The organism is Azospirillum sp. A29 (assembly GCF_042604625.1).
Lineage (GTDB): Bacteria > Pseudomonadota > Alphaproteobacteria > Azospirillales > Azospirillaceae > Azospirillum > Azospirillum palustre.
In genome coordinates this window covers 47,035-70,910 of record NZ_CP170467.1, presented here as the reverse complement: position 1 = coordinate 70,910, position 23,876 = coordinate 47,035, and the positions used below count along the sequence as shown (strand labels likewise).

The 23,876-nt window shown below is 68.5% G+C and carries 22 protein-coding genes; 11 read left to right on the top strand and 11 right to left on the bottom strand.

Translation table 11 applies throughout. The annotated features are described in order from the left end of the window. Positions 1 to 177: 177 nt before the first annotated feature. Genes galE through ABNQ38_RS28505 form a run of 3 tightly spaced genes read left to right on the top strand, consistent with a single transcriptional unit; the run spans position 178 to position 3,073 of the window. Positions 178 to 1,191, top strand: coding sequence for a UDP-glucose 4-epimerase GalE (galE, locus tag ABNQ38_RS28515; protein ID WP_377810703.1), 1,014 nt, complete (start codon positions 178 to 180; stop codon positions 1,189 to 1,191). A 51-nt stretch (positions 1,192 to 1,242) separates the two neighbouring features. Continuing rightward, positions 1,243 to 1,815 (top strand): winged helix DNA-binding protein, encoded by a 573-nt coding sequence (locus tag ABNQ38_RS28510; RefSeq protein ID WP_377810702.1) that lies wholly within the window; start codon positions 1,243 to 1,245, stop codon positions 1,813 to 1,815. A gap of 31 nt (positions 1,816 to 1,846) precedes the next feature. After that, positions 1,847 to 3,073, top strand: a complete 1,227-nt coding sequence (locus ABNQ38_RS28505) for a DUF2336 domain-containing protein (RefSeq protein ID WP_377810701.1) — start codon at positions 1,847 to 1,849, stop codon at positions 3,071 to 3,073. Positions 3,074 to 3,078: 5 nt separating this feature from the next. Here ABNQ38_RS28505 and ABNQ38_RS28500 read toward each other — a convergent pair whose 3' ends face one another. Next, entirely contained in the window at positions 3,079 to 4,434 is a 1,356-nt protein-coding gene (locus ABNQ38_RS28500; RefSeq protein ID WP_377810700.1) for a nitrate- and nitrite sensing domain-containing protein, read from the bottom strand. A gap of 276 nt (positions 4,435 to 4,710) precedes the next feature. Here ABNQ38_RS28500 and ABNQ38_RS28495 point away from each other — a divergent pair, with 276 nt between their 5' ends. Beyond that, positions 4,711 to 4,917 carry a hypothetical protein gene (locus tag ABNQ38_RS28495; RefSeq protein ID WP_377810699.1) on the top strand — a complete coding sequence of 69 codons (207 nt, stop codon included), beginning with the start codon at positions 4,711 to 4,713 and terminating at the stop codon, positions 4,915 to 4,917. A gap of 116 nt (positions 4,918 to 5,033) precedes the next feature. Next, positions 5,034 to 6,248, top strand: a complete 1,215-nt coding sequence (locus ABNQ38_RS28490; protein ID WP_377810698.1) for an L-lactate dehydrogenase — start codon at positions 5,034 to 5,036, stop codon at positions 6,246 to 6,248. A 68-nt stretch (positions 6,249 to 6,316) separates the two neighbouring features. Here the strand turns inward: ABNQ38_RS28490 and ABNQ38_RS28485 are convergent, their stop codons facing one another. Further along, a complete protein-coding gene (locus ABNQ38_RS28485) occupies positions 6,317 to 7,033 on the bottom strand; it encodes a hypothetical protein (protein ID WP_377810697.1) in 717 nt (238 codons plus the stop codon). Positions 7,034 to 7,097: 64 nt separating this feature from the next. Further along, positions 7,098 to 8,699: a glycosyltransferase gene (locus tag ABNQ38_RS28480; protein WP_377810696.1), complete on the bottom strand. Its 1,602-nt coding sequence runs from the start codon at positions 8,697 to 8,699 to the stop codon at positions 7,098 to 7,100. 196 nt (positions 8,700 to 8,895) lie between these two features. Between ABNQ38_RS28480 and ABNQ38_RS28475 the strand changes: the two genes are divergently transcribed. Next, complete coding sequence (locus tag ABNQ38_RS28475) at positions 8,896 to 9,681, top strand: nucleotidyltransferase domain-containing protein (protein ID WP_377810695.1); 786 nt, start codon at positions 8,896 to 8,898, stop codon at positions 9,679 to 9,681. Further along, the gene (locus ABNQ38_RS28470; RefSeq protein WP_377810694.1) at positions 9,674 to 10,393 is read left to right on the top strand and encodes a metallophosphoesterase; all 720 of its coding nucleotides are present in this window, start codon (positions 9,674 to 9,676) and stop codon (positions 10,391 to 10,393) included. The genes ABNQ38_RS28475 and ABNQ38_RS28470 overlap by 8 nt, the downstream gene beginning before the upstream one ends. A 17-nt stretch (positions 10,394 to 10,410) precedes the next feature. Here the strand turns inward: ABNQ38_RS28470 and ABNQ38_RS28465 are convergent, their stop codons facing one another. Together ABNQ38_RS28465 and ABNQ38_RS28460 are read right to left on the bottom strand one after the other, a co-directional pair. Continuing rightward, positions 10,411 to 11,244: an SDR family NAD(P)-dependent oxidoreductase gene (locus ABNQ38_RS28465; RefSeq protein ID WP_377810693.1), complete on the bottom strand. Its 834-nt coding sequence runs from the start codon at positions 11,242 to 11,244 to the stop codon at positions 10,411 to 10,413. A 196-nt stretch (positions 11,245 to 11,440) separates the two neighbouring features. Beyond that, positions 11,441 to 11,902: a VOC family protein gene (locus ABNQ38_RS28460; RefSeq protein ID WP_377810692.1), complete on the bottom strand. Its 462-nt coding sequence runs from the start codon at positions 11,900 to 11,902 to the stop codon at positions 11,441 to 11,443. A 118-nt stretch (positions 11,903 to 12,020) separates the two neighbouring features. On the opposite strand from ABNQ38_RS28460, the gene ABNQ38_RS28455 reads away from it, so the two are divergent. Continuing rightward, entirely contained in the window at positions 12,021 to 12,905 is an 885-nt protein-coding gene (locus ABNQ38_RS28455; protein WP_377810691.1) for a LysR family transcriptional regulator, read from the top strand. A 67-nt stretch (positions 12,906 to 12,972) separates the two neighbouring features. Here the strand turns inward: ABNQ38_RS28455 and ABNQ38_RS28450 are convergent, their stop codons facing one another. From ABNQ38_RS28450 to ABNQ38_RS28440, 3 genes are all read right to left on the bottom strand, one after another. Then, positions 12,973 to 14,037 carry an ABC transporter ATP-binding protein gene (locus ABNQ38_RS28450; RefSeq protein ID WP_377810690.1) on the bottom strand — a complete coding sequence of 355 codons (1,065 nt, stop codon included), beginning with the start codon at positions 14,035 to 14,037 and terminating at the stop codon, positions 12,973 to 12,975. Next, entirely contained in the window at positions 14,030 to 15,697 is a 1,668-nt protein-coding gene (locus tag ABNQ38_RS28445; RefSeq protein WP_377810689.1) for an ABC transporter permease, read from the bottom strand. Before ABNQ38_RS28445 ends, ABNQ38_RS28450 begins: the two co-directional genes overlap by 8 nt. A gap of 201 nt (positions 15,698 to 15,898) precedes the next feature. Then, positions 15,899 to 17,002: an ABC transporter substrate-binding protein gene (locus tag ABNQ38_RS28440; protein ID WP_377810688.1), complete on the bottom strand. Its 1,104-nt coding sequence runs from the start codon at positions 17,000 to 17,002 to the stop codon at positions 15,899 to 15,901. A 182-nt stretch (positions 17,003 to 17,184) separates the two neighbouring features. Here ABNQ38_RS28440 and ABNQ38_RS28435 point away from each other — a divergent pair, with 182 nt between their 5' ends. From ABNQ38_RS28435 to ABNQ38_RS28425, 3 genes are all read left to right on the top strand, one after another. Next, positions 17,185 to 17,850: a response regulator transcription factor gene (locus ABNQ38_RS28435; protein ID WP_377810687.1), complete on the top strand. Its 666-nt coding sequence runs from the start codon at positions 17,185 to 17,187 to the stop codon at positions 17,848 to 17,850. Continuing rightward, entirely contained in the window at positions 17,850 to 19,361 is a 1,512-nt protein-coding gene (locus ABNQ38_RS28430; protein ID WP_377810686.1) for a sensor histidine kinase, read from the top strand. Before ABNQ38_RS28435 ends, ABNQ38_RS28430 begins: the two co-directional genes overlap by 1 nt. A 318-nt stretch (positions 19,362 to 19,679) precedes the next feature. Next, positions 19,680 to 19,826 carry a hypothetical protein gene (locus ABNQ38_RS28425; RefSeq protein WP_167421730.1) on the top strand — a complete coding sequence of 49 codons (147 nt, stop codon included), beginning with the start codon at positions 19,680 to 19,682 and terminating at the stop codon, positions 19,824 to 19,826. A 96-nt stretch (positions 19,827 to 19,922) separates the two neighbouring features. Here the strand turns inward: ABNQ38_RS28425 and ABNQ38_RS28420 are convergent, their stop codons facing one another. The 3 genes from ABNQ38_RS28420 to ABNQ38_RS28410 are packed head-to-tail and all read right to left on the bottom strand — an operon-like array spanning position 19,923 to position 23,682. Further along, complete coding sequence (locus ABNQ38_RS28420) at positions 19,923 to 22,193, bottom strand: xanthine dehydrogenase family protein molybdopterin-binding subunit (RefSeq protein ID WP_377810685.1); 2,271 nt, start codon at positions 22,191 to 22,193, stop codon at positions 19,923 to 19,925. Further along, positions 22,190 to 23,200 (bottom strand): FAD binding domain-containing protein, encoded by a 1,011-nt coding sequence (locus tag ABNQ38_RS28415; RefSeq protein WP_377810684.1) that lies wholly within the window; start codon positions 23,198 to 23,200, stop codon positions 22,190 to 22,192. The genes ABNQ38_RS28420 and ABNQ38_RS28415 overlap by 4 nt, the downstream gene beginning before the upstream one ends. Further along, positions 23,197 to 23,682, bottom strand: coding sequence for a (2Fe-2S)-binding protein (locus ABNQ38_RS28410; RefSeq protein WP_377811136.1), 486 nt, complete (start codon positions 23,680 to 23,682; stop codon positions 23,197 to 23,199). The genes ABNQ38_RS28415 and ABNQ38_RS28410 overlap by 4 nt, the downstream gene beginning before the upstream one ends. Positions 23,683 to 23,876 lie beyond the last annotated feature (194 nt).

The window sequence follows — 23,876 nt, the reverse complement described above, 5'->3', positions numbered from 1 at the left end:
TGGTCAGACGCGTCCGACATCGTGCATGCTGCGCTGCATGAGTTTTGCGCAAGGCGCCGTGATCCCCCCATCCGGCCCCCTGCACCGCCCCAAACCCGCCCCCCGTTTTCCTTCCACCACGCCGGCCGCCCGATTCCGGTTGCGGCCCGAAAACCGGTTCAAGGAAACCCACACTCCATGACGACGTCTCAAACTATTCTCGTCACCGGCGGCGCCGGCTATGTCGGCAGCCACTGCGTGACCGAGCTTCTCGACCGCGGCCACCGGGTCGTGGTGTTCGACAACCTGCGCCAGGGCCACGCCGCCGCCGTGCCGCCCGAGGCGACCTTCGTCCAGGCCGATCTGGCCGACGAGGCGGCGCTGGCCCGCGTGTTCGGGCAATGGCGCTTCGACGCGGTGTTCCATTTCGCGGCCCTGTCGGTGGTCGGCGAATCGATGCGCGACCCGCACGCCTACCTGCACGGCAACACCGTCACCTCGCTGAACCTGATCCGCGCCGCGGTGAAGGCCGGGGTGATGAAGCTGGTCTTCTCTTCCACCGCCAACCTGTTCGGCTCGCCCAAGCGCATCCCCATCGACGAGGACGAGGCGATCGACCCCGGCAGCCCGTACGGCGAATCGAAGTTCATGATCGAGCGCGCCCTGCATTGGGCCGACCGCTGCCATGGCCTGCGGTCGGCCTGCCTGCGCTACTTCAATGCGGCCGGCGCCCATCCCAACGGCCGGCTCGGCGAAGACCACAGCCCGGAGACGCACCTGATTCCGCTGGTGATGGACGCCGCCACCGGCAAGCGACCGCACATCGAGATCTTCGGCGACGACTACGACACGCGCGACGGCACCTGCATCCGCGACTACATCCATGTCTGCGATCTGGCCGACGCCCATCTGCGGGTGCTGGACGCCTTGGACGGACGGTCGGTCCGCTACAATCTGGGCAACGGCACCGGCTACAGCGTGCGCGAGGTGATCGCGTCGGTGGAGCGCATCACCGGCCGAGCCGTGCCGGTGAAGGTCGGACCGCGCCGCCCCGGCGACCTGCCGGTGCTGATCGCCTCGTCGGAGCGCATCCGCCGCGACCTCGGCTGGCAGCCGCGCTTCCCGGAACTGGACAGCATCATCGGCAGCGCCTGGGCATGGCGCAGCGCGCACCCGCATGGCTTCCGCGGCATTGCCGCCGCGGCGGAGTGAGTCGAGCAGGAAGGATACGGCAATGGTTGAGCCGGCAGGATCATGGACGCGATGAGCAACCTGAACTGGGACGATGACGACGCGCCCGAACCGGGAGCGGATGACAGGGGCGCCGACCGGTCCGAGGGCCGGGCGGGCGGCAAGCCCGGCGAGGATCTCGACCTCGCCGACTTCCACGGCATGGCGCGGCTGATCGAGCGGATGCACCGCCGGTATCTCGACGTCGTCCGCGTCGGCCTGTCCAAGCAGGGCATCGAGGACATCGGCCCGGTGCAGGCGCTGATGGTCATGCTGATCGGCGAGGACGAGCTGTCGGTCCGCGACCTGATGGAGCGCGGCTATTACCTGGGCTCCAACGCGTCCTACAGCCTGAAGATCCTGGTCGATGCCGGTTACATCAACCGCGCCGCCAACCAGCGCGACCGCCGCACCGCCCGCCTCCAGCTGACCGACAAGGGGCGGGAGCTGTGGGAGGGGCTGCGGCGGATGGAGCAGACGCAGGCCGAGGCGCTGGTGCGCAACGAGACCGAGGTCCGCGACCTGAAGTCCAGCTACCGCACGCTCCGCCGGCTCGACCGGCTGTGGGGCGACATGGTCCGCTACTCCTGCCTCGATTTCGATTGAGGCCTTGATTTCGATTGAGGGTGTTCCTCCGATGCCGCAGCCGGGTGCCATGATGCCACACGCCGCCGCCCAACCAGACGCCCCCCACCCCAACGGCCTGTCGTCGAAGGATGTGGAGCGGCTGCTCGTCTCGCCCAACGCGGAAACGCGGATCGAGACGATGAACAAGCTGTTCCACGATCTGGAGGCGGGCGCGCTGAGCCCGGCCGAACGGTCCCTGGCCATCGAGGTGGTCCATTGCTTTGCCGGCGACGCCCAGGTGGCGGTGCGCGAGGCGGTGGCCTGGCAGCTGCGCAACAGCCCGCTGCTGACCGGGGATCTGGCGGAGCGGCTGGTCCGCGACGTCGGCCGGGTGGCCTTCCCCATCCTGCGCGATGCCGCCGGCCTGACCGACGATCTGCTGCTGGACGTGCTGTCCGATCCCGATTCCGGCAAGCATGTGGCGGTCGCCAGCCGCTCCACCGTCTCCGCCCGCGTGTCCGGCGCGATCGCCGAGCGCGGCAACGTCATCGCGGTGACGGCGCTGCTGCGCAACGACGGCGCCGAGGTGCCGGACAGCGCGATGAGCCGCGCGCTCGACCGTTTCGGCCGCGTCCGCATGGTCAGCGAGGCGGCGGCGACCCGCCCCGGCCTGTCGCTGGCGATGGTCGAGCGGGTGGTCGCCTTCGTCTCCGACAGCATGCGCGCCACACTGATGCAGGCGCACGGCCTGTCGCGCGAACTGGTCGAGCGGCTGGTGGAGCGCGGCCGGGAGGCGGCGACCATGCGCCTGCTGCGCCCGGTGCTGCGCGGGGCCGAGGATATCGACGCGGTGATCCAGTGGCTGCACACCAACCGCCGCCTGACGCCGGTCCTGCTGTTCCGCGCGCTGTGCGCCGGCGACCTGTCGCTGTTCGTCGCCGGCATGGCCGTCCGCGCCGGCATCCCGGCGGAGAATGCCCGCCGACTGGCCTGGGACGACGGCGAGCTGGGCATGGCGGCGCTGATGAAGAAGGCGGCCGTCGCCCCCGGCCTGACCCAGCCGTTCCAGGTTGCGGTCGGCGTCGCCAAGCGGATGGAGTATGAAGGCGGCGACGACCGTCGCGAGGATTTCCAGGCGGAGGTCATCGGCGAGCTGTTCACCGCCTGCACGCCCACCAACGACTGGATGGTCGACGACCTGCTGCTGCAGCTGTTCGACCAGAAGTCCGAGGAGGTGATCGACCGCGGGCTCGATCAGGCGGGGCTGCCCTTCTCGCCGGTGCGCACGGTGCAGTAGCCGGATTATCCTCCCGCCGGTCCGCCTCCGGTCGTGACGCCGCGGAGGATGTCCGACATGCTGAGGATGGCCTCCGCCACCTCGACGATCCGCTTGTTCTGGTTCATTGCGGTCTTGCGGATCAGCTTGTAGGCCTCCTCCTCCGACAGGTTGCGGGTGGACATCAGCAGGCCCTTGGCGCGGTCGATCACCTTGCGCTCGTTCAGCGCCGCCTTCGCCGTCTCCAGCTCCAGGCTGACGTCGCGCAGGCGCTGGGACTGCGCCTGCATGACGTCGAGGACCGAGCGCATCAGCTTCGGCGGCAGCCCGTCGGGGGCATAGAACCCGGCGCCGTCCTGCCCCGGCCCGTTCAAGCCCGCTCCGGCCACCACTGCCCCATTCATTCCTGACTGCGCGGGAAGGGCATCGACCAGCACCATGGCGACCGGCAGCACCGCGTCGGGCCCGCCGGCGTCCGCCTGTCCGAGATCGGCGCGGGCCTGGGCCAGCTTGGCCTCGCACAGGCGGCGGAGGTCGTCGGTCAGACGGTCTTCCACCGTCTTCAGCAGCTCCATGCGGCGGGTCGCCCGGTCGAACCAGATCTCCGGCGTGATGCCCGACAGCTCGCCATGGCGGGCATCGTCGCTGAGCGCCACCGCCCGCATCCGCTCCACCTCCGCCACCGCCGGGTCGGCCAGGGCGGTGCGGAAGGCGGCAGCATGGGCGGGGTCGGCGAACTCCGCGAAGATGCGGAAGGCGCGGTTCTGGGCGTCGATCAGATGGGCGAGCCGGCCATGCTCCACCCCGTCGAAGCGCCCGCGCGAGAAGCCGGCGCTGGCGGTCGCCCGCTCCTGCCCGGCGAATTCCTTGCCCTGCACGACGTTGAACAGGGCGACCAGCGCGCGGGAAATCGCCGGATCGGCGGCGATGTCGGCCGCCTCGAACAGCACGGACAGCAGATGGCCGACGATGTCGGTGAAGGCCTTCACCGAATCCTGCGGCACCAGCGCCAGCGACGACACCTGATCGCGCAGGGCCGGCAGCCCGTCCAGCGCATAGAGCGCGATGGCGGCCCGGCTGTAGAACTGCGCGCCGCAGCTGAGGCGGTCGAGCTGCTCGTCCACGAGGTCCAGCCGGTCGCGCAGCACCGACTCCAGCGTCCTGGCATCGGCCTGCCAGCGGGCCCGGTCCTCGGCGAAGCGGGTGCCGCCGGAGCCGAGATAGATGGAGGAGGCGCCGCGTTCCTTCTGCAGGGCATGGATCAGGGCGCTGAGATCGCGCACCAGGGCGCTGACCGCCAGAAGCTGTTCGACATCGCGGATGCGGCACAGCTTGGCGGTGCGGAGGAAGCGCGCCGCAGCGGCGCTGGTTCCACTCTTCATGGCATCGCGCTCCGTACCCATCCAGCCTGTTCCCCCCGACGTCGCCCAGCCCCTGGACCTGTACAAGCAATGGATATGCCAGCGAAAAAGCCCCTCCCCCCTTGCGGGGATAAGGGCTTCCTCCGCTGAACAGGGCGGCTCGGCCTTCACGAATCTGCCCAAGAATCGGCAGGTTCGCCGAAAATTTGGGCGGATGGGTGCCGCAACACTGTGCAGTGCAACATCGGGCGTCCCGGTGCTGTTGTCGTCGGTATCCCCCGTTCCGGAGTCGCCTCCATGATGACCAAAAATCCCTTCATGAGCGCGTGGCTGTCCTGGGCCAACCGCGCCAGCGGCATGTGGACCACCGCGGCGATGTCGGCCGCCCGGCGCAACCAGTCGGCGGCGCAGACGGCGATGTTCAAGGCCATGATGACGCCGCCGAAGGCCGGGCCAGCGAAACCGAAGCCCAAGTCGAAGCCCAGGTCGAAGCCGGCACGCTGAGCGCCGGACACCACGGCAAAAGGGCAGCGTCGCCGCAGCCATGGCTTGACGGTGTGCGGACGGAGTGGCCAAATCGACGCCCTTCCGTTTCGCGCGCAACCGTTGAGACACGCCCCATGACCTCCATTCGCATGCCCTCCTCGCGGCCGCCGTCGCGCTGGGCGAACCTGTTCACCGACCGGCCCGTCACCTGCATCGAGGATCTGCGGCAGCTGGCGGAATGGCGCGTGCCGCGGATGTTCTACGATTACGCGGATTCGGGCTCCTACACGGAGTCGACCTACCGCGCCAACGAGTCCGACTTCGGCCGGATCAAGCTGCGCCAGCGCGTGGCGGTGGACATGACCAACCGGACGCTGGCCAGCACCATGGTCGGCCAGCCGGTGGCGATGCCGGTGGCGCTGGCCCCGACCGGCCTGACCGGCATGCAGCATGCCGACGGCGAGATCCTGGCCGCCCGCGCCGCAGCCAAGGCCGGCGTGCCCTTCACCCTGTCGACGATGAGCATCTGTTCCATCGAGGACGTGGCGGAGAACACCGACAAGCCTTTCTGGTTCCAGCTCTACGTCATGCGCGACCGCGCCTTCATCGACAAGCTGATCGACCGCGCCAAGGCGGCGGGCTGCTCGGCGCTGGTGCTGACGCTGGACCTCCAGATCCTCGGCCAGCGCCACAAGGACATCAGGAACGGGCTGTCCACCCCGCCGAAGCTGACCGTCGGCAACATCCTGGACATGGCGACCAAGCCGCGCTGGTCGATCAACATGCTGCGGACCCACCGCCGCACCTTCCGCAACATCGTCGGCCACGCCACCGGGGTCAGCAACCTGTCGTCGCTGTCCTCCTGGACGGCGGAACAGTTCGACCCGACGCTGAACTGGGACGACGTGCGCCGCATCAAGGACCGCTGGGGCGGCAAGCTGATCCTGAAGGGCATCCTCGACCCGGAGGACGCCGTGATGGCGGCGGACAGCGGTGCCGACGCGCTGATCGTCTCCAACCATGGCGGGCGGCAGCTCGACGGCGCCATCTCGTCCATCTCCGCCTTGCCGGCCATCGTCGAGGCGGTCGGCGACCGCATCGAGGTGCTGATGGACGGCGGCATCCGCTCCGGCCAGGACGTGGTCAAGGCGCTGGCGCTGGGCGCCAAGGGCACCTTCATCGGCCGCGCCTTCCTCTATGGGCTGGGAGCCGGCGGCGAGGCCGGCGTGTCCCAGTGCCTGGAGATCATCCGCAAGGAGATGGACGTGACCATGGCGATGTGTGGCCTGCGCGACATCCGGCACGTGACCTCCAACATCCTGGCGGGAAAGCCGAATTTCGCGGTCTGACCGAGGGGTGCCTCCGTCCTGGCCGGAGGGATGGAACGGCGTGGAACAGAGTCGGCCGCCTGTTCCATCTACCGCCGGCCAAAGGGGCCGGCGGCGCGGCGGCTCACCGGGCCGGGGTTGAGGTTGGGGTACTCCTCGTACTGGTTGACGGTCCAGGGGAAGACGCCCGTCGGCCCCTCGGCCTCAGGCTGGGCGACGACAGCGGCGACCAGTTCCGGACTGGGCGGGCAGCGTTCGCGCAGGGCGCCGGGGAGGTCGTCGTCGAGTTCAGGGACGGTGACGGCGGGCGGGTCCTCCGGGCGGGGAGTCCGCGGCCTGTCTTCCGATCTCACCGCCGGTTCCTCCTCCGCCCCCACCTCGTGAATGTCCCGCGAGGCGTTGCGGGCAGACCCGAGACCGGGAATGAGGCCGAGCCGCTCGGCCAGCCAGCGGACGGTGGCGGGATCGCCCGACGTGACCAGCCGCTCGATCTGCTCGGCCACCAGAACCCGCAGCGAGGACAGGCGCAGCTCCGCCTCGCGGTTCAGCGCCTGCCGTTCCCACCACACCCTGTGACGGAAATCCTTGGAGCCGTAATAGCCCCGCCACAGGGTGGTGCGGCTGCACCCCATGGCGCGCGAGACCTGGAGGAAGCTGTTGCCGCGCGCCAGCATGCCGGCGGCCATGATCCATTGTTCCTCGTGGAACTGCGAACCGGGAACCAGCGAGCCGTCCAACGGCGTCGGCGGCTCCTCTGCCCAGCGGGGGAATTGGTCGTTGGTGAAGCTGCGGGGATCGAGTGGCATGGCGTGGCTCCGCGGAATGATGGATTCCATCGGAGGGTATAGGTATATAATCTGTTTTATAGGATTATTTGTAAATCTGCTTTCCCGTTCCGCCGCCATGCAACTCGACCGCCTCGTCCAGATACTGTGACAGCGCGACGGCGGCTTCCGCCGGATCGGCACGCCCCGCCCCCCGGCTCCGGGCTTCGGCGGCCGCCTCGGCGAAAATGGCCGGATCGGCGGCCAGCAGGGCGAGCCGCTCCACGGCGGCGGCATAATCGGGCACGACGAAACGGGCGCCGATGACGGCCGATACGTCGCCGACCGGCAGCGAAACCGGGACAACGCCGGCAGCCAGCGCCTCGGCAGCGCTGGCGCCACCGCCGGTGCGCTGCGGATTCACATAGGCGTCGGCCGTTCGCATCAGATCGGCCATGTCGGTCACATAGCCCAAGTGGAACAGGCGCTCTGCATGCCGCGACCCTTGCAGACGCCTGGGCAGCGCCCCCGCCTCGCCGGCGAAGGCCACCGCCACCCGGGGCGCACGGTCGATGAGGGACTCCAGCATCGCGAGGAAGGCGCCGTCGGCCTCCTCGTCCAGCCGGTTGCCGATCACCAGACACAGGAAGGCATCGTCCGGCAGGCCGTAGCCGGCCCGGCTGGCCGCCCTGGAGGACGCTGTCCCATCCGGTTCCGGCGCACCGATCAGCGAATGCAGAAAGCGGAAGGGCCGCCATGACGCAGCGAGCGGACCGCTCGCCGGCCGGCTGCCACCGCCGAAATCCAGCACGATGCCGGCCAGCGACGGCGTGGCTCCGCTGGTGGTGGGGATGCACAGGGCGGGGCGCGCCGCCGCCAGCAGGTCGGCGACAATGACCGATCCGCCCAGCGACACCACGACGTCCGGATCGTGCCAGTCGACCGCGCGTAGGAACCAGTCGATCTTGTCCCGGCTCAGCCCGCGGCCGGTCGAGGACAGCATCCGGAAAGTGCGGCCGTCCGCCTCGATCACCTGCTTGCCGTCGAAGGCCGGCTCCACGGAGGAGGCAAAGGACGGCACGAACAGGCTGTGGATGTCGGCGGGCATGATGTTGGTGTTGAGAATCACCACCTCCCGGCCGCAGCGTTCCTCCAGAACCGCGGCATAGGACAGCAGGTCGCGCGACGGCTGGTGGCGCAGCGACAGAAACTGGTTCGTCACCAGCACGACCCGCCCGGTGGCCGGGTTGCCCGCCGGGCGGGGCCGCGGCGCGACGCCGAGCCGGTCGCGGATCGCGCCGATCAGGCGGGTGTAGTAGGGAAACAGCCTGTCCTCGAAGAAGCCGAGCCGGCTCGCCCCGTCAATGCGCATCAGGAAAAGCTGGCGGCCCATGCAGCAATAGATGTGAAGCAAGCGGTCGAGATCCGGGCACCCGAATTCGGGTTCGATCAGGTCGAGCAGCTCGTCATAGCGGCGCAGATCGCCGGTGATCGCGGCCATCGCGGACAGGCGCAGGACCGGATCGGCATCGCCGGTCAGGCGGCCCAGCTGCGTGACGCAGGCGGCACGCTCGTCCGGCGGGGCATGGCGGAGACGCTCCAGCAATGCCTCGATCTCCCGCAAGGCGGACGCGCTTTCGACCGGCCGCAGCATGGCGCGGCAGAGCGCGGCGACGGCATCCGCGGAATTTTCCGCCGACAGCTCCATGGTTCAACCCCCGGTAAGGCCATCCTGCCGCACCAGATCAAATTTCCCGGTGCGCGGCAAGGACAGCCGGAAACGCAGGGCACGGCAAACACGGGGCACGACAAACGCCTGTCCCGCAACACTCCCCGCCCTGCCCTGTTGTACCGGGTCAACGTGCCGCACCGCCGCGCAAGGCCGGTGCAATGGGGAGTGGTCCATGAGCGAACTCCGTGAGGGCAGCGCCACCGTCACCGCGGAGGCCGAGGCCTTCTATACCGAAAGCCTCAAGCTGCTGAGCCAGTCGACCATCCCGTTCCTGCTGGGCGGGACATACGCGATCAGCGCCTATACCGGCATCACGCGGCCGACCAAGGACATCGACATCTTCTGCCGCGGCGGCGACTTCCCGCGCATCCTGTCGCATTTCCAGGATCATGGCTTCGAGACGGAGATCGAGGACGAACGCTGGATCGGCAAGGTCAAGCATGGCGAGCTGTTCTTCGACGTCATCTTCAACTCGGCCGTCGCCATCAACCCGGTCACCGACCGCTGGTTCAAGGAAGAGCATCGCGCGGTGATCTGCGGCAGCGACGTGCCGCTGGTGGCGCCGACCGAGATGATCTTTTCCAAATCCTTCGTCCAGATGCGCCACAAGTACGACGGGCCGGACGTGGCCCACATGATCCTGAAGCAGCACGACAAAATCGACTGGAAACGGCTGCTCGCCCACATGGAGCAGTATTGGGAGGTTCTGCTGATCCACCTGCTGAACTTCCGGTTCGTCTATCCGACCGAGCGCGACCGCGTGCCCGACTGGCTGGTGGCGGAACTGCTGGAACGGATGCAGGAACGCGCCAAGCTGCCGGTCGCCCAGACCCGCATCTGTCGGGGCCGGCTGTTCTCACGCGAGGATTACCTGATCGACGTCACCGAGTGGGGCTTCGCCGACGTGGTCGGGGAAGAGGGCACCAAGCAGAGCCTGAAGGAGACCGGGAATGGATGAGCGCAGGCTGACCGTCGCCGCCATCGGCGACATCCATGTCGGCGAGACCACGCAATATCCCTATCGCGAGCTGTTCCAGGAGATCGCCGGCAAGGCCGACGTGCTGGCGCTGTGCGGCGACCTGACCAACCACGGCAAGCCGCGCGAAGCGGAGATCCTGGCCGATGCCCTGCGCTCCATCGGCATTCCGGTGGTCGCGGTGTTCGGCAACCATGACTACGAATGCGGCCATCTGGAGGAGGTCCAGCACATCCTGACCCAGGCCGGGGTGCGCTTTCTCGACGGGGCGCCGCAGGAGATCGGCGGGGTCGGCTTCGCCGGGGTGAAGGGCTTCGGCGGCGGCTTCGGCAACCGCATGCTCGACAGCTTCGGCGAGCCGGCGATCAAGCAGTTCGTCCATGAGGCGGTGAACGAGGCGATGCGGCTGGAAAGCGCGTTGCGGCAGCTCGACACCGAGCGGGTGTTCGTCGTGCTGCACTACGCCCCCATCGCCGCGACGGTGGAGGGGGAGCCGACGGAGATCTTCCCCTTCCTGGGATCGTCGCGGCTGGCCGAGACCATCGACCGCTTCGACAATGTCCGCGCCGTGGCGCATGGGCATGCGCATCACGGGACGTATAGCGGGAAAACGCTGCGGGGGACGCCGGTCTACAACGTGGCGCAGACCATCGCGAAGGAGACCGGGCGGCCCTATGCGCTGATCGAGGTTTGAGGCCGTCAGGTTGGGCTTCAAGCCGGCGTGAAGTCGGTCGACAGCGACACCCCGCGCCAATTGCCGAGGATCGCCCGGTCGGCGTCGTGCTTGGCCTCGATTGCCGCCACCGTGTCGCTGCCGAGCGGCAGCCTGACCGGCGGATCGGCGACATCGGCGAGGCCGACGAGCACATCGGCCAGCTTGGCGGGATCGCCGGGCTGGGCATGGTTGAGGCCGGCGGCGATTGTCCTGACCCTGCCGGCGGTCTCGGCATAGTCGGCGATGACCGCCGGGCTGACCGACAGCGATGCCGCGTCGAGGAAATCCGTGCGGAAATAGCCCGGTTCGATGACGGTGACATGGATGCCGAGCGGCGCCAGCTCGGCGTGAAGCGCCTCCGACAGCCCCTCGACCGCGAATTTGGTGGAGCTGTAGACGCCGAAGCCGGCGGCGCCGCGATAGCCGCCGATGGAGGAGATGTTCAGGACGCGGCCGGACCGCGCCCTGCGCATGTGCGGCAGCACCGCGCGGGTGACGTTCAGCAGGCCGAACACGTTGGTGCAATAGACCGCCTCCACCTCGGAGGCGCTCGCTTCCTCGACGGCCCCCATCAGGCCGAAGCCGGCATTGTTGAGCAGGACGTCGACGGTCCCGAAACGCTCGATGGCGGCTGCTGCCGCTGCAATGGCCTGATCCTCCCGGGTCACGTCGAGCGCGACCGGCAGCAGGTTGGGATGAGTGCCGAACCGGTCGGCGACGGCCTGCGGATTGCGGGCGGCGGCAACGACGGCGTCGCCCTTTTGCAGCGCGCGCTCGGCGACGAGCGCGCCGAAGCCGCGCGAGGCGCCGGTAATGAACCAGGTCTTCATGGTCGTTATTCTCCTGATATCGCGGGGTATCGGGTTCAGGCCGGTGGATAGGTGATTTCCCAGGGAGCATCCGCATCGGTGGCGAGGCGCCAGAAGAGGTTGGCGACATCCCGCGCCTCCTGCGATCCGGGACCGACGAGCGTCGCGACGGTGGCGGTGACGTTGATCGCCAGATCCTGTTCGACCTCCGTGTCGGTCAGGCGAGCAGTTCGGCCAGTTCGATCAGGTTGCCGAAGGGATCGCAGAAGAAGGCGAGGCGGCGGCTGATCGCGGGCAGTTCGAACGGCTCGGTCACGATGGTCACGCCGCGCTCGCGCAGCGTCTCGACGGTGCGGTCGACGCTGTCGACGTTCAGGCAGAAATGGTGGTAGCCGGCATATCTCAGGCTGTCGCCGAGGTCGCTGTAGGGGCGCACGTCCTGCGGGGTCGGGTCGCCGCCGCCCAGCACCTCGATATAGAAATGGTCGTCGGTCGGCGGCGCCAGATAAGCCAGCTGCTCGTCGGCATAATCCCACTCGGCGACGACGCGGAAATCGAGTTTATCGACATAGAAGCGCTTGGCCGTTTCGAGGTCCGGCGTGCGGACGGCGACATGGTGGCCGCGCATGTCGGCGAAGGGGGACGCACCGTTGCGGGCGGGGGGAATGAAGTCGGCCATGGTCTCTCTCCTCTGGGTTGGCCCAGCACCCGCCGGGCTTGCGAGGAGAACTCTGCCGCTTTTCGATTGCGCCGATTAGTGAGACAGTTCTCTCATCAATGCTGAGTGGATTTCAGTAATGCGCACCACCGACCTTTCGGAACTGGCCGCCTTCGATGCGGTCGCGCGGCACCGGAGCTTCCGGCGGGCGGGCGAGGAGCGCGGCGTCACCGCGTCGGCGATCAGCCATGCGGTCGGCAATCTCGAAGCCCGCGTCGGTATCCGGCTGCTCAACCGGACCACCCGCAGCGTGTCGCTGACCGATGCCGGGGCCATGCTGCTGGCCCAGCTGTCGCCGGCCTTCGGCGAGATCGGCTCGGCGCTGGACGCGCTCAACCAGTTCCGCGACACGCCTTTCGGCAGGGTGCGGATCAACGCGCCCAACTCCATCGCGCCCTTCGTCTTCGGCCCGGCGATGGGGGCGCTGATCGCGCAGAACCCGAAGCTGGAATTGGAGATCGTCGCCACCGACCGGCTGGTGGACATCGTCGACGAGGGGTTCGACGCCGGCATCCGGCTGGGCGAGAGCCTGCGCGACGGCATGACCGCGGTGAGGATCAAGCCGCGGCTGAGGCTGACGGTCGTCGGCTCGCCGGCCTATTTCGGGAAGCGGCCGGTTCCCAAGGTCCCCGCCGACCTGAAGGACCATGTCTGCATCCGCAACCTCTATCCCAGCGGCACGGCCTATGCCTGGGAATTCAGCCGGGCCGGCAAGACCATCGCGTTCGAGCCGACCGGGCCGCTGTCGCTGGATGACCATGAACTGATGGTCGAGGCCGCCAGATCGGGCGTGGCCCTGGCCTATGTCTGGGAGGAGCGGGCGCGGCCCTTCATCGCGCGGGGCGAACTGATCGAATGCCTCGCCTCCTGGTGCGCGCCCGAGGACTGGCTGTATCTCTATTATCCCACCCGCAAGCACCTGTCGGCCGGACTGAGGGCGGTCATCGAGGCGCTCCGGGTTTGAGGAGTCCCGCCCCCCGCCTGCGCGCAAAGTCGGTTTGCGCGCAGGCGGGGGGCGGAGAAAGCGCCGCTCAGAACACCCAGAGCTGTTCCGGCGGCAGGTGCAGCCAGTGGGTACCGGCCGCCAGCGGACGGCCGAAGGCGCGCAGCGTCTGGTCGCCGCAGCGGAAGACATGCTCCCAGTGGCTGCCGAGATAGAGCGAGGTCTCCAGCTGGGCCGGGATGCGGTTCTCTCCATCCCCTCCCCCCGGGCCGTCCACCACGTCGACCTGTTCGAGGCGGATGACGCCGGTGGCCTCCTCCGACACGCCCTTGCCGGCGCGGTCCTTGCCCCACAGCGGGTGGCCGGACAGCTCGATGCGGGCGTAGCCGCCGCGCTTGTCCTGCACCCGGCTTTTAATCTGGTTGTTGACGCCCATGAACTCGGACGCGAACAGGCTGACCGGCTCGGTGTAGAGCTGTTCCGGCGTGCCGGCCTGGACGATGCGGCCGCCGTCGAGCAGGACGATGCGGTCGGCGATCGCCATCGCCTCGACCTGATCGTGGGTGACGAAGACGGCGGTCAGGTTCATCCGCTTGATCAGCGTGCGGATCCAGATGCGGGCCTCCTCGCGCAGCTTGGCGTCGAGGTTCGACAGCGGCTCGTCGAGCAGGATGACCGGCGGGTTGTAGACCAGCGCGCGGGCCAGCGCCACGCGCTGCTGCTGGCCGCCCGACATCTGGTGCGGGTAACGGTCGCCGAGATGGCCGAGACCGACGCCGTCCAGCACCGCGGCGACGCGCTGCTGGAGTTCGGCCTTCGGCACGTTGCGCAGGCGCAGGCCGTAGGCGACGTTCTCGAACACCGTCTTGTGCGGCCACAGCGCGTAGGACTGGAAGACCAGCCCGAGGCCGCGCTTCTCCGACGGCACGTTGAGGCCGGCGGCGGCGTCGAACACCGGCTGGTCGCCGATGGAGATGACGCCCTTCTTCGGCTCCTCCAGCCCGGCGATGGAGCGCAGCAGCGTGGTCTTGCCGCTGCCCGACCGGCCGAGCAGGGCGACGATCTCGCCCTGGGCGAAGGTGGCGGTGATGCCCTTCAGGATCTCGGTGCTGCCGTAGGACAGATGCAGGTCGTCGATGATGAGCTTAGCCATGGGAGCGTTTCCCGAAGAGCGACATCAGCAGCAGGCCGCCGCCGATCATCGCGATGTTGACGGTGGAGAGCGCGGTCACGAGGTCGACGGCACCGGTGCCCCACAGCGAGACCAGCAGCGAACCGATCACTTCGGTGCCGGGGGCCAGCAGATAGACGCCCGTGGAGTATTCGCGCATGAAGGTGACGAAGATCAGCAGCCAGCTGGAGAACAGCCCGACCTTGACCAGCGGGATCGTCAGGTCGCGCGACACCCGGCCGGGGCTGGCGCCGACGATGCGGCCGGCCTCCTCCAGTTCGGGGCCGATCTGCAACAGCGCGCCGCTGACCAGACGCATGCCGTAGGCGAGCCAGACCAGCGTGTAGGCGACCCAGATGGCGATCATGGTCTGGCGCAGCGGCGACAGGAAGGGCGTGAACAGGAACACCCAGAAGATCGCCAGGCCGGCCACGAGGCCCGGCATGGCGCGCGGCAGCAGGACCAGATAGTCCATCAGCTTGGTCCAGCCCGACTGCCAGCGGTGGGCGGCGAGGTTCAGCATGGTATAGACGCCGACCGACAGCGCCCCGCCGACCGAGGCGATCAGCAGCGTGTTGACGATGCCGCGGGTCAGGTTGGGGAACTCCATCAGTTCGCGGAAATGCGCCAGCGTCAGCACGTCCAGCAGGTTGACGCCCTCGCCCCAGCTCGACACGAAGGCGCGCAGCACCAGACCGCTGATCGGGACCACCACGGTGAACAGCAGCCACGCAGTGATCATCGCCGCCGCCGGCCAGCGCCAGACGCCGATGGACACCGGCTTCTGCGCCGCGGCCTTGCCCTTCACCGAGACGTAGCGGTTGGCGGCGCGCAGCAGGAAGCGCTGGAGCGCCACCAGCGGCAGGGCGATGCAGATGATCGCCACCACCACCACCGCCATCAGCTGGTAGGACGGCGTGCCCAGCTTGTTGGTCAGCTTGTAGAGGTAGGTCGCCAGCACGAGGATGCCCTCGGGGTCGCCCAGCACCAGCGGCAGGCCGAACAGCTCGAAGCCGAGGAAGAAGACCAGCACCGCGGCGTAGAGGATGTTGGGCATCACCATCGGCAGGCTGACGGTCAGCGCCGTGCGCAGCGGGCCGGCGCCGGTCATGCGCGCGGCCTCCTCCACGTCGGAGCCCAGGCTACGCAGGGCCGACGAGGTGTAGAGGAAGACGTGCGGGACGTGGGTCAGGCCGGCGATGATGATCAGCGTCGTCTTGGAATAGAGGTACCAGGGGACGAAGCCGAAGACGCCCTTGAACCACAGCGTGACGAAGCCCGCCGGGCCGAGGCTGACGACGAAACCGAAGGCCAGCACCACCGACGACACGAACATCGGCACGAGGATCACCGGCTCGATCCAGCGGCGGCCCGGCAGGTCGGTGCGGGCCATCAGGAAGGCGAGCATGGCGCCGACCGGCACCGCGATGGCGGTCATGCCGAAGGCGATGATGCACGAGTTGTAGAGGGCGTCGAAGAAATCCTCGTCGTCCAGAACGAACTCGTAGGCGCTGAACGTGAAGGCGGTCTTGGGCTGGAAGAACGGCCCGTCGAGGAAGCTCTGGTAGACGACCAGGCCGATCGGGGCCAGCACGGCAATCGCCATGGCGACGATCACCGCGATGCGCGTCGCGCGGTTCATGGGGGATTTCCTTTTGGCGCAAATCTTCCCTCTCCCGCCCCGGGAGAGGGAGGGGACCCGCGCCAAAGGCGCGGGGAGGGTGAGGGGTGAGGCAAGGATTAGGAACCACCCGGCTCCCTGGATCGCCCCTCACCCTTCCCGCCTTCGGCGGGCCCCTTCCCTCTCCCGGGGCGGGAGAGGGTGATTTCAGGTCGGACTAGATCACTTCCCCTGGAGGGCCTTCTGCCAGTCCTTCAGGAACTTCAGGCGCTTGACCTGATCGAGGTAGGTCAGCAGCTCCGGGCCGACATGGATCGGGCGCAGCGTGCTTTCCGGAACGCCGACCGTCGGGTTGGCGCTGGCGAGGTCGGTGCGGATGGAGCCCATATAGCGCGCCTGGATCGCCTGCTGGCCCTGCTTCGACAGCAGATAGTCGAGGAACAGCTTGGCGGCGTTCGGGTGCTTGGCGCCCTTCGGGATGAAGGCGATGCGCGACATCACGATGGTGTAGTCGGACGGCAGCACGATGCCCAGCGACTCCGGGTCCTTGTGCTGGCGCTCGTAGACGTAGGAGCCGATCATGTTGTAGCCGATGGTGTGCTCGCCTGAGGTCAGGCGCTCGATCATCGCGCCCGAGGAGGTATAGAGCTTCACCCCGGTCTGGCCCATCGCCTTCACCAGATCCCAGGTGTTCTTGTTCGCCTGCACGTCCTGGGTGATGTAGAGGAAGCCGACGCCGCTGCGCTCCGGATCGTAGGAGGTGACCTTGCCCTTGTAGGCGTCCGGCTTTTCGCTCAGCAGCTTGGCGAGGTCGGCGTGGGTCTTCGGCACGTCGGCGGCGGGCACCACGCGCTTGTTGTAGGCGAAGACGATGGGCTCGGCGGTGGTGCCGAAGGCCTCGTTCTTATAGTTCGCCCAGTCGGGGATGCTCTTCGATTCGGGCGAAGTATAGGACTGGGCGTAGCCGTCATTGACCAGCTTCATCTGCAGGTCCATCGCCGACGACCACATCAGGTCGGTGGTGCCGGTGTTGGCCGCCGCCTCGCTGATGAAGCGGTTGTACATCTCGGTCGAGTTCTGGTCGGCATATTCCAGCTTGACCTTGGGATAGAGCGCCTCGAACCCCTTCAGGAGTTCCGACACGGCGGCCGCGTCGGTGGCGGAATAGATGCTGAGCGCGCCTTCCTGGTTCGCCGCCTCGATGATCTTGGCATAGGCGGGATCGTAGCCGGCGGGAACCGACTGCGCCTGGGCGGTGCCGGCGGTGAAGGCGGGCACGGCGACAGTCAGGGCCGTCGCGACCAGAAGGGCCAGTTTGGTGCGCATCTCTTCCTCTCCTGTGGTTGGTTTCCACGGCGCCGTTGCGGGCCGGGTTGGTTGGGCTTACAAGCGGATTTGCCGTGACTATAGGCAATCAACCTGTCGCCAATCTGTCGCGGATGAAAATTGTTGGTGGAACGGAACAGGTGCGATCGGATGATGGCCCATTCGGACGATAGGCGGCTCCTTTGCGCATCCTGATCGTGGAGGACGATGCGGCGCTGGCGCGCGGGGTGACCGGGGGGCTGAAGGCGGCCGGCTATGCCGTCGACCATGTCGCGTCGGGCGAGGACGCGGTGCGGCTGGAGCGGGCGGAGCCCTATGGGCTGGTGGTGCTGGATCTGGGGCTGCCCGACCTGTCGGGGTTCGAGGTGCTGACCCGCATCCGCCGCCGCGGCTCCACCGTGCCGGTGATGATCCTGACCGCGCGGGAGGCGGTGGCCGACCGGGTGAAGGGGCTGGACCTGGGCGCCGACGACTACCTGCTGAAACCCTTCGACCCGGCGGAGTTCGAGGCGCGGGTGCGCGCCCTGGTGCGCCGCGGCCAGGGCACGCCGGTGCCGGAGCTGGCCTGCGGCGCCCTGCGCTACGACCGTTCCACCGCGACGGTGACGCTGAACGGCCGGGTGCTGGATTTGCGCAAGCGCGAGCTGGCGGTGCTGGAGGGGCTGATCACGCGGGCCGGCAAGGTGGTGCCGAAGGACCGGCTGGCCGGCGAGGTGTTCGGCTTCGACGAGCCGGTGGCGCCGAACGCCATCGAGCTGTATGTCGCCCGGCTGCGCAAGAAGCTGGAGCCGGACGGGCCGCAGATCCGCACCATCCGCGGGCTGGGCTATCTGATGGAAAATGCCTGATGGCGGCCATTCGGGTGGGCCGGCCGGAGCGGGTGCCGCCACATGTGCCATCTCTGCGCCGCCGGCTGCTGACCCGGCTGCTGGTGCCGCTGGGCGCGCTGGCGGTCGGGCTGGGCGTCGGCGGGTCGGCGCTGATCCACGGTTTCGTGCAGTCCACCCACGACCGGCTGCTCGCCGGCTCGACGCTGGCCATCGCCGAGAGGCTGGCGGTGGGGGACGACGACGGCGAGGTGACGGTCGATCTGCCGGCGGTCGCCTTCGGCATGCTGGAGAGCCAAGCCCGCGACAACATCTATTACAATGTCGCCCATGAGGGCGGGGTGATCACCGGCTATCTCGACCTGCCGCTGCCGGACATCCAGGCGATGCCGGCCAACGTCACGGTGTTCCGCGACGCCTCCTATCACGGCCATCCGGTGCGGGTGGCGGCCCAGGTCCGGCGGCTCTACGGCGTGCCGCAGCCGGTGCTGGTCCAGGTGGCGGAGACGACCGCGGGACGGCGCGCGCTGGAGGTCGATCTGCTCTTGTGGCTGACCCTGCTGGAGGTGGCTCTGGTCGGCGGCAGCGGGATGCTGGTGTGGGGGGCGGTCGGGCGCGGGCTGGCGCCGCTGAAGCGGCTGCGCCGGGTGATCGACGCCCGCTCGGCACGCGGCGTGACCGGGGGCGGGCTGGCGCTGGTGCCGCTGCCGCTGGCGGTGGTGCCGGCGGAGGTGCTGCCGCTGGTGGTCGCCATCAACGGGCTGCTGGCCCGGCTGGACCAGTCCATCGGCACGATGCGGCGCTTCACCGCCGACGCCTCGCACCAGCTGCGCACGCCGCTGGCGGTGCTGCGCACCCATCTGGCCCTGCTGCGCCGCTACGGCACCGACAGCGCGGAAGGGCGCGCGGCGCTGGACGACGTCGAGGGGGCGGTGAAGCGGCTGGAGCGGCTGCTGGTCCAGCTGCTGGCGCTGGCCCGCGCCGACGAGGATTCGCCGGCGATTCCCGCGGCCGTCGAAGTCACCGACCTGATCCAGGTAGCGATGGAGGTCGCCGCAGAGCAGGTGCCGGCGGCACTGGCTCAGGATGTCGAGGTGCGCTTCGAGGGGCCGGAGGACGGCAGCGCCCTGCGGGTCGCCGGGAATGCCGTTCTGGTGGGGGAGCTGCTGGGCAATTTGCTGGACAACGCCATCCGCTACAACCGGCCGGGCGGCACGGTGACGGTGCGGGTCGGAGAGGGGCTAGGGGACGGCCCAGTGATGGAGGTCGAGGACGACGGCCCAGGCATCCCGGAGGCGGAGCGTGGACGGGTGTTCGAGCGCTTCTACCGCCTGGACCGTCCGGGCGACCCGCCGCGCACCGGCAGCGGGTTGGGGCTGGCCATCGTCCGTGCCTTGGCCGACCGGCTGGGGGCGTCGGTGCGGCTGGATACCGGGTCCGGCGGCAGGGGGCTGAAGGTGACGGTGACCCTGCGGGCGGCGGAAAACGCCGCCGCATCAGAGGCTTTGACGGCGGACGGCGATCGGGGCTGAGGCATCCTTCGCCTCGCCTTCCCCGCCCCGAGCGCTGCCATGACAATTTTGTTAACCAGAGCTGCGCGGATTTGTCGCCGGCTTCCATTGCCAGTTCGCAGCTGCGGGACTATCTGACCGCTCCGCAAGGCCTGCGCTGGGAAGGTGTTGGAAGTAAATACAGTCCGGACCACGGACGAATATTTTTCCTCATCCCGGCCCGGCTCACGGAAGAAAGAAATGGCTCCCGGCGTCTATTGCCCAGGAGACCGCACAATAAGGGTCTGGCCGCCCCGTAAACCGGGCGGCCGAAAGAGGTTAGGGAAAGGGTCTGTCGCTATGCTTTGCAACATCGTCACCGTCGCCTCGTTGGGCGTTCTTTTGCTGTCGGGTATCGGCTTCAGCGTCACCAAGGCGCCGAAGCAGGACCGCCAGCACGAAACCGACATGCCTCGCCGCATGGCGGACGAGAACATCATGGGGTGATGTGGGTTCTTTACCGTGACTGCGGGGTTTTCCCGCAGTCACGAAGGTGACAGGTGGTCCCCTTTCCCACGGCGGGAGAGGGGACTTCACTGGCGGTCAAGCCTCCAGGATTTTATCCAGCGTGATGGGCAGGTCGCAGAGGCGCTTGCCGGTCGCGTGGTAAATCGCGTTGGCGATGGCGGCGGGGACGCCGACGATGCCGATCTCGCCGACACCCTTGGCGCCCAGCGGGTTGACGATGTCGTCATGCTCCTCGACGAAGATGACGTCGATGTCGTGGACGTCGGCGTTCACCGGGATGTGATACTCGCCGAAATCGTGGTTCATGAAGCGGCCCAGGCGCTGGTCGGTCATCGTCCCCTCCTCCAGCGCCATGCCGATACCCCACACCACGGCTCCCATCACCTGACTGCGCGCCGTCTTGGGATTGATGATGCGGCCGGCGGCCACCGCGCTGACCACGCGGGTCACTTGCACGGTGCCGAGATCCTCGTCCACCCGCACCTCGGCGAAGATGGCGGAGTGGGTGCCGAGCGCGTGCTGCATCTGCGACTTGTAATAGGGGATCGAGCGCGCCTCGTCCTCCAGCACCGGCAGATCGTTGGCGCGCATCACCTCGGTGATCGACAGGCGCCAGGACGGGTCGGCCTTGGCGATCAGGAAACCGTCGGCGAAGGTCAGGTCGTCGGCCTTCAGCCCCTTCAGGGGACCGTCGTTCAGCCCGGTCGCCAGACCGGCCAGCTTGTCGCGCAGCCGGTCGCAGACCGCCTTCACGGCGGAGCCGACCGACGACACCGTCCACGATCCGCCCTGCAACGGCGCCATCGGCAGGTTGGTGTCGCCGAGCTGGAAGGATACTTTCTCAATCGGCAAGCCCAGGATGTCGGCGGCGATCTGCGTCATCGCCGTGTAGGTGCCGGGGCCGATGTCGGCGGTGGCGCTGCCCACCGTCAACGATCCGTCGATGCCGAGCCTGGCCGACGCCACCGCCTGCCCCTGCATGGCATCCCACACGCCGGTCGCCATGCCCCAGCCGACCAGCTGCCGGCCCTCGCGCATCGAGCGGGGGGCATGGCTGCGCTTGTGCCAGCCGAAACGCTCGGCGCCCTGCCGGAAGCAGGCGCGCAGCTCCTTGCTGGAGAAGGGCTTGTTCGTGTTGGGATCGACCTCGGTGTAGTTCTTCAGCCGCAGCTCCAGCGGATCCATGCCCAGCTTGGCCGCCAGCTCGTCCATGGCGATCTCCAGCGCCGGCACGCCGGTGGCCGCACCGGGAGCGCGCTGGTCGAGCGGGGTGTGGGTGTCCAGGCGCGCCAGCTTGTAGTCCAGCCGGACATTGTCGCACTTGTACTGCTGGCCCGACCAGTTGACGACGACCTCGACGTAATTCTCGGTCTGCGAGGTCTCCTGCACCGCCTCGTGGATGACCGCGGTGAGGGTGCCGTCCCGCTTCGCCCCCAGCGCCACCCGCTGGAGGGTTTCCGGGCGGTGGCCGAAGCTGAACATCTGCGGGCGCGTCAGCTCCACGCGGACCGAGCGCTTCAGCGTGGTCGCCGCCAGCACCGCCATGAACAGCTGGTGCTGCGGGCGCAGGCCCGAGCCGAAGGCGCCGCCGACGAAGGGGGAGATCACCCGCACCGCATCGGTGGCGAGGTTGAAGACGTTGCAGACATAGGTCTGGGTGTTGATCGGCCCCTGCGTCTTGTCATGGACGGTCAGGCTGCCGTCATTGTGATAGATGACGGTGGAGGCGTGCATCTCCATCGGGTTGTGATGCTCGACCGCCTGGGAGAAGTTCAGGTCAACGCTGACCTCCGCCTCGGCCAGCGCCGCGTCGGCGTCACCGCGCGGCTTGGGCGGCGGCTGGAAGCCGCCCTTGTCCTTGCCGGGGGTGAAGGCGTCGGATCTTGCCGCATGCAGGTCGGTCCGGTGTTCGTCCGCCTCGTAGGTCACATGGATCAGGCGGGCGGCGTAGCGCGCCAGCTCGAAGCTCTCCGCCACCACCAGGGCGATGGGCTGGAGCGCATGGTGGATCGTCGCATCGTAGAGCGGGCGGAAGGGCGAGCCCTTCGGCGCGTCGTCGTCCTTCCACTTGCGGTCGAACCAGGGCAGGCTCGGCCGGTTCTCGTGGGTGAAGACCTGGAGGACGCCGGGAAGCGCCAGCGCCTTCGCGGTGTCGATGGCGAGGATACGGCCGCGGGCGATGGCGCTGGAGACGATATAGCCGTGGGCGAGGCCGGGCGTGTTGAACTCCGCCGCGTATTTCGCGCCGCCGGTCACCTTCAGCCGGCCGTCGACACGGCTGATGGGCTTGCCGATCTGGGAGCCCGGGCGGTCCAAAAGATCGGGGATGGTCGGTTTGGCGATCATGAGTGCTCCACTCCGGCGGCTTCGGCCAGCGCCCGGACGATGGCGCGCTCGGCAAGTCCGATCTTGAAGGCGTTGTGGGACTGGCCCCTGGCGTCGCGCAGCAGGACGCGCGCGGCCTCGCGGAAGGTTTCCAGCGAGGCGGGCTTGCCGGCGAGTTCAGCTTCGGCCGCCGGGTCGCGCCAGGGCTTGTGGGCGACGCCGCCGAGCGCCAGCCTTGCTGTGCGGATCGTCTGGCCATCCATCTTCAGAGCAGCGGCCACCGACACCAGCGCGAAGGCGTAGGAGGCGCGGTCGCGGACCTTCAGATAGGTCGAGTGCTCGGCGAAGCCCTCGGGCGGCAGGTCGATGGCGGTGATCAGCTCGTCGGCGGCGAGGCTGCTGTCGATGTGCGGGGTGTCGCCGGGCAGGCGGTGGAAGTCGGCGAAGGGGATGGTGCGCTCGCCCTTGGGGCCGCTGACGCGGACCACGGCGTCCAGCGCCGCCAGCGCCACGCACATGTCGGACGGATGGACGGCGATGCAGCGGTCGCTGGCGCCCAGGATGGCGTGGATGCGGTTGACCCCGGTCAGCGCGCCGCAGCCGGTCCCCGGCTCCCGTTTGTTGCAGGGGGTGCCGGTGTCGTAGAAGTAATAGCAGCGCGTGCGTTGCAGCAGGTTGCCGCCGTTGGTCGCCATGTTGCGCAGCTGGGCCGACGCTCCGGCCAGGATCGCCTTCGACAGCATCGGGTAGCGCGCCTGCACCCGCGCGTCATAGGCGGTGTCGGCATTGCGGGCGAGCGCCCCGAGACGCAGGCCGCCGCCGTCGATGTCCTCGATGCGGTCGAGGCCGAGGCGGGAGATGTCGACCAGACGCTCCGGCCGCATCACGTCGGCCTTCATCAGGTCGAGCAGGTTGGTACCGCCGGCGACGAACTTCACCGCCGCCTCGGTCGTCGTGCCGGACTGGCCGGCGACGCCGCTGAGCGCCGCATCGACGCTGTCGGGACGGTGGTAGGAGAAGGCCCTCATGGCGTGCCTCCGTCCCTGGATGCCGGCTGCGCGTCCATCACCTGCCGGATGGCGGCGACGATGTTGGGGTAGGCGCCGCAGCGGCAGAGGTTGCCGCTCATCAGTTCGCGGATGTCGTCGTCGGTCTTGGCGTGCCCCTCCTCCAGCAGGCCGACGGCGGAGCAGATCTGGCCGGGCGTGCAGTAGCCGCACTGGAAGGCGTCCTGCTCGACGAAGGCCTCCTGCAACGGGTGGAGCGCGTCGCCGCTGGCAAGCCCTTCGATGGTGGTGACCGTCCGCCCCTCCGCCATCACCGCCAGGGTCAGGCAGGAGTTGATGCGGCGGCCGTCCACCAGCACGGTGCAGGCGCCGCACTGGCCATGGTCGCAGCCCTTCTTGGTACCGGTCAGGTCGAGATGCAGACGCAGCGCGTCGAGCAGGCTGGTCCAGGGGGCGACGCGCAGGGTCTTGCGGCCGCCGTTGATGGTGAGCGTGACGTCCATCGGCTCGGGCATCGCCTCGGGAGGAGGTGCGGGCTGTTTTTGGGCGTGGCCCTGGAAGGCCGGACCTGTTGGCTGGGACATAACCGCTCCGACTGCTGGCAGGTGGTTCCGTAAAGGGATTCAGGGGACAACAGCAGCCCTTCCGGGGCGTTCCATCGGCCGGGACGGTGTCAAACTGCGGCGGCGGTCCCATT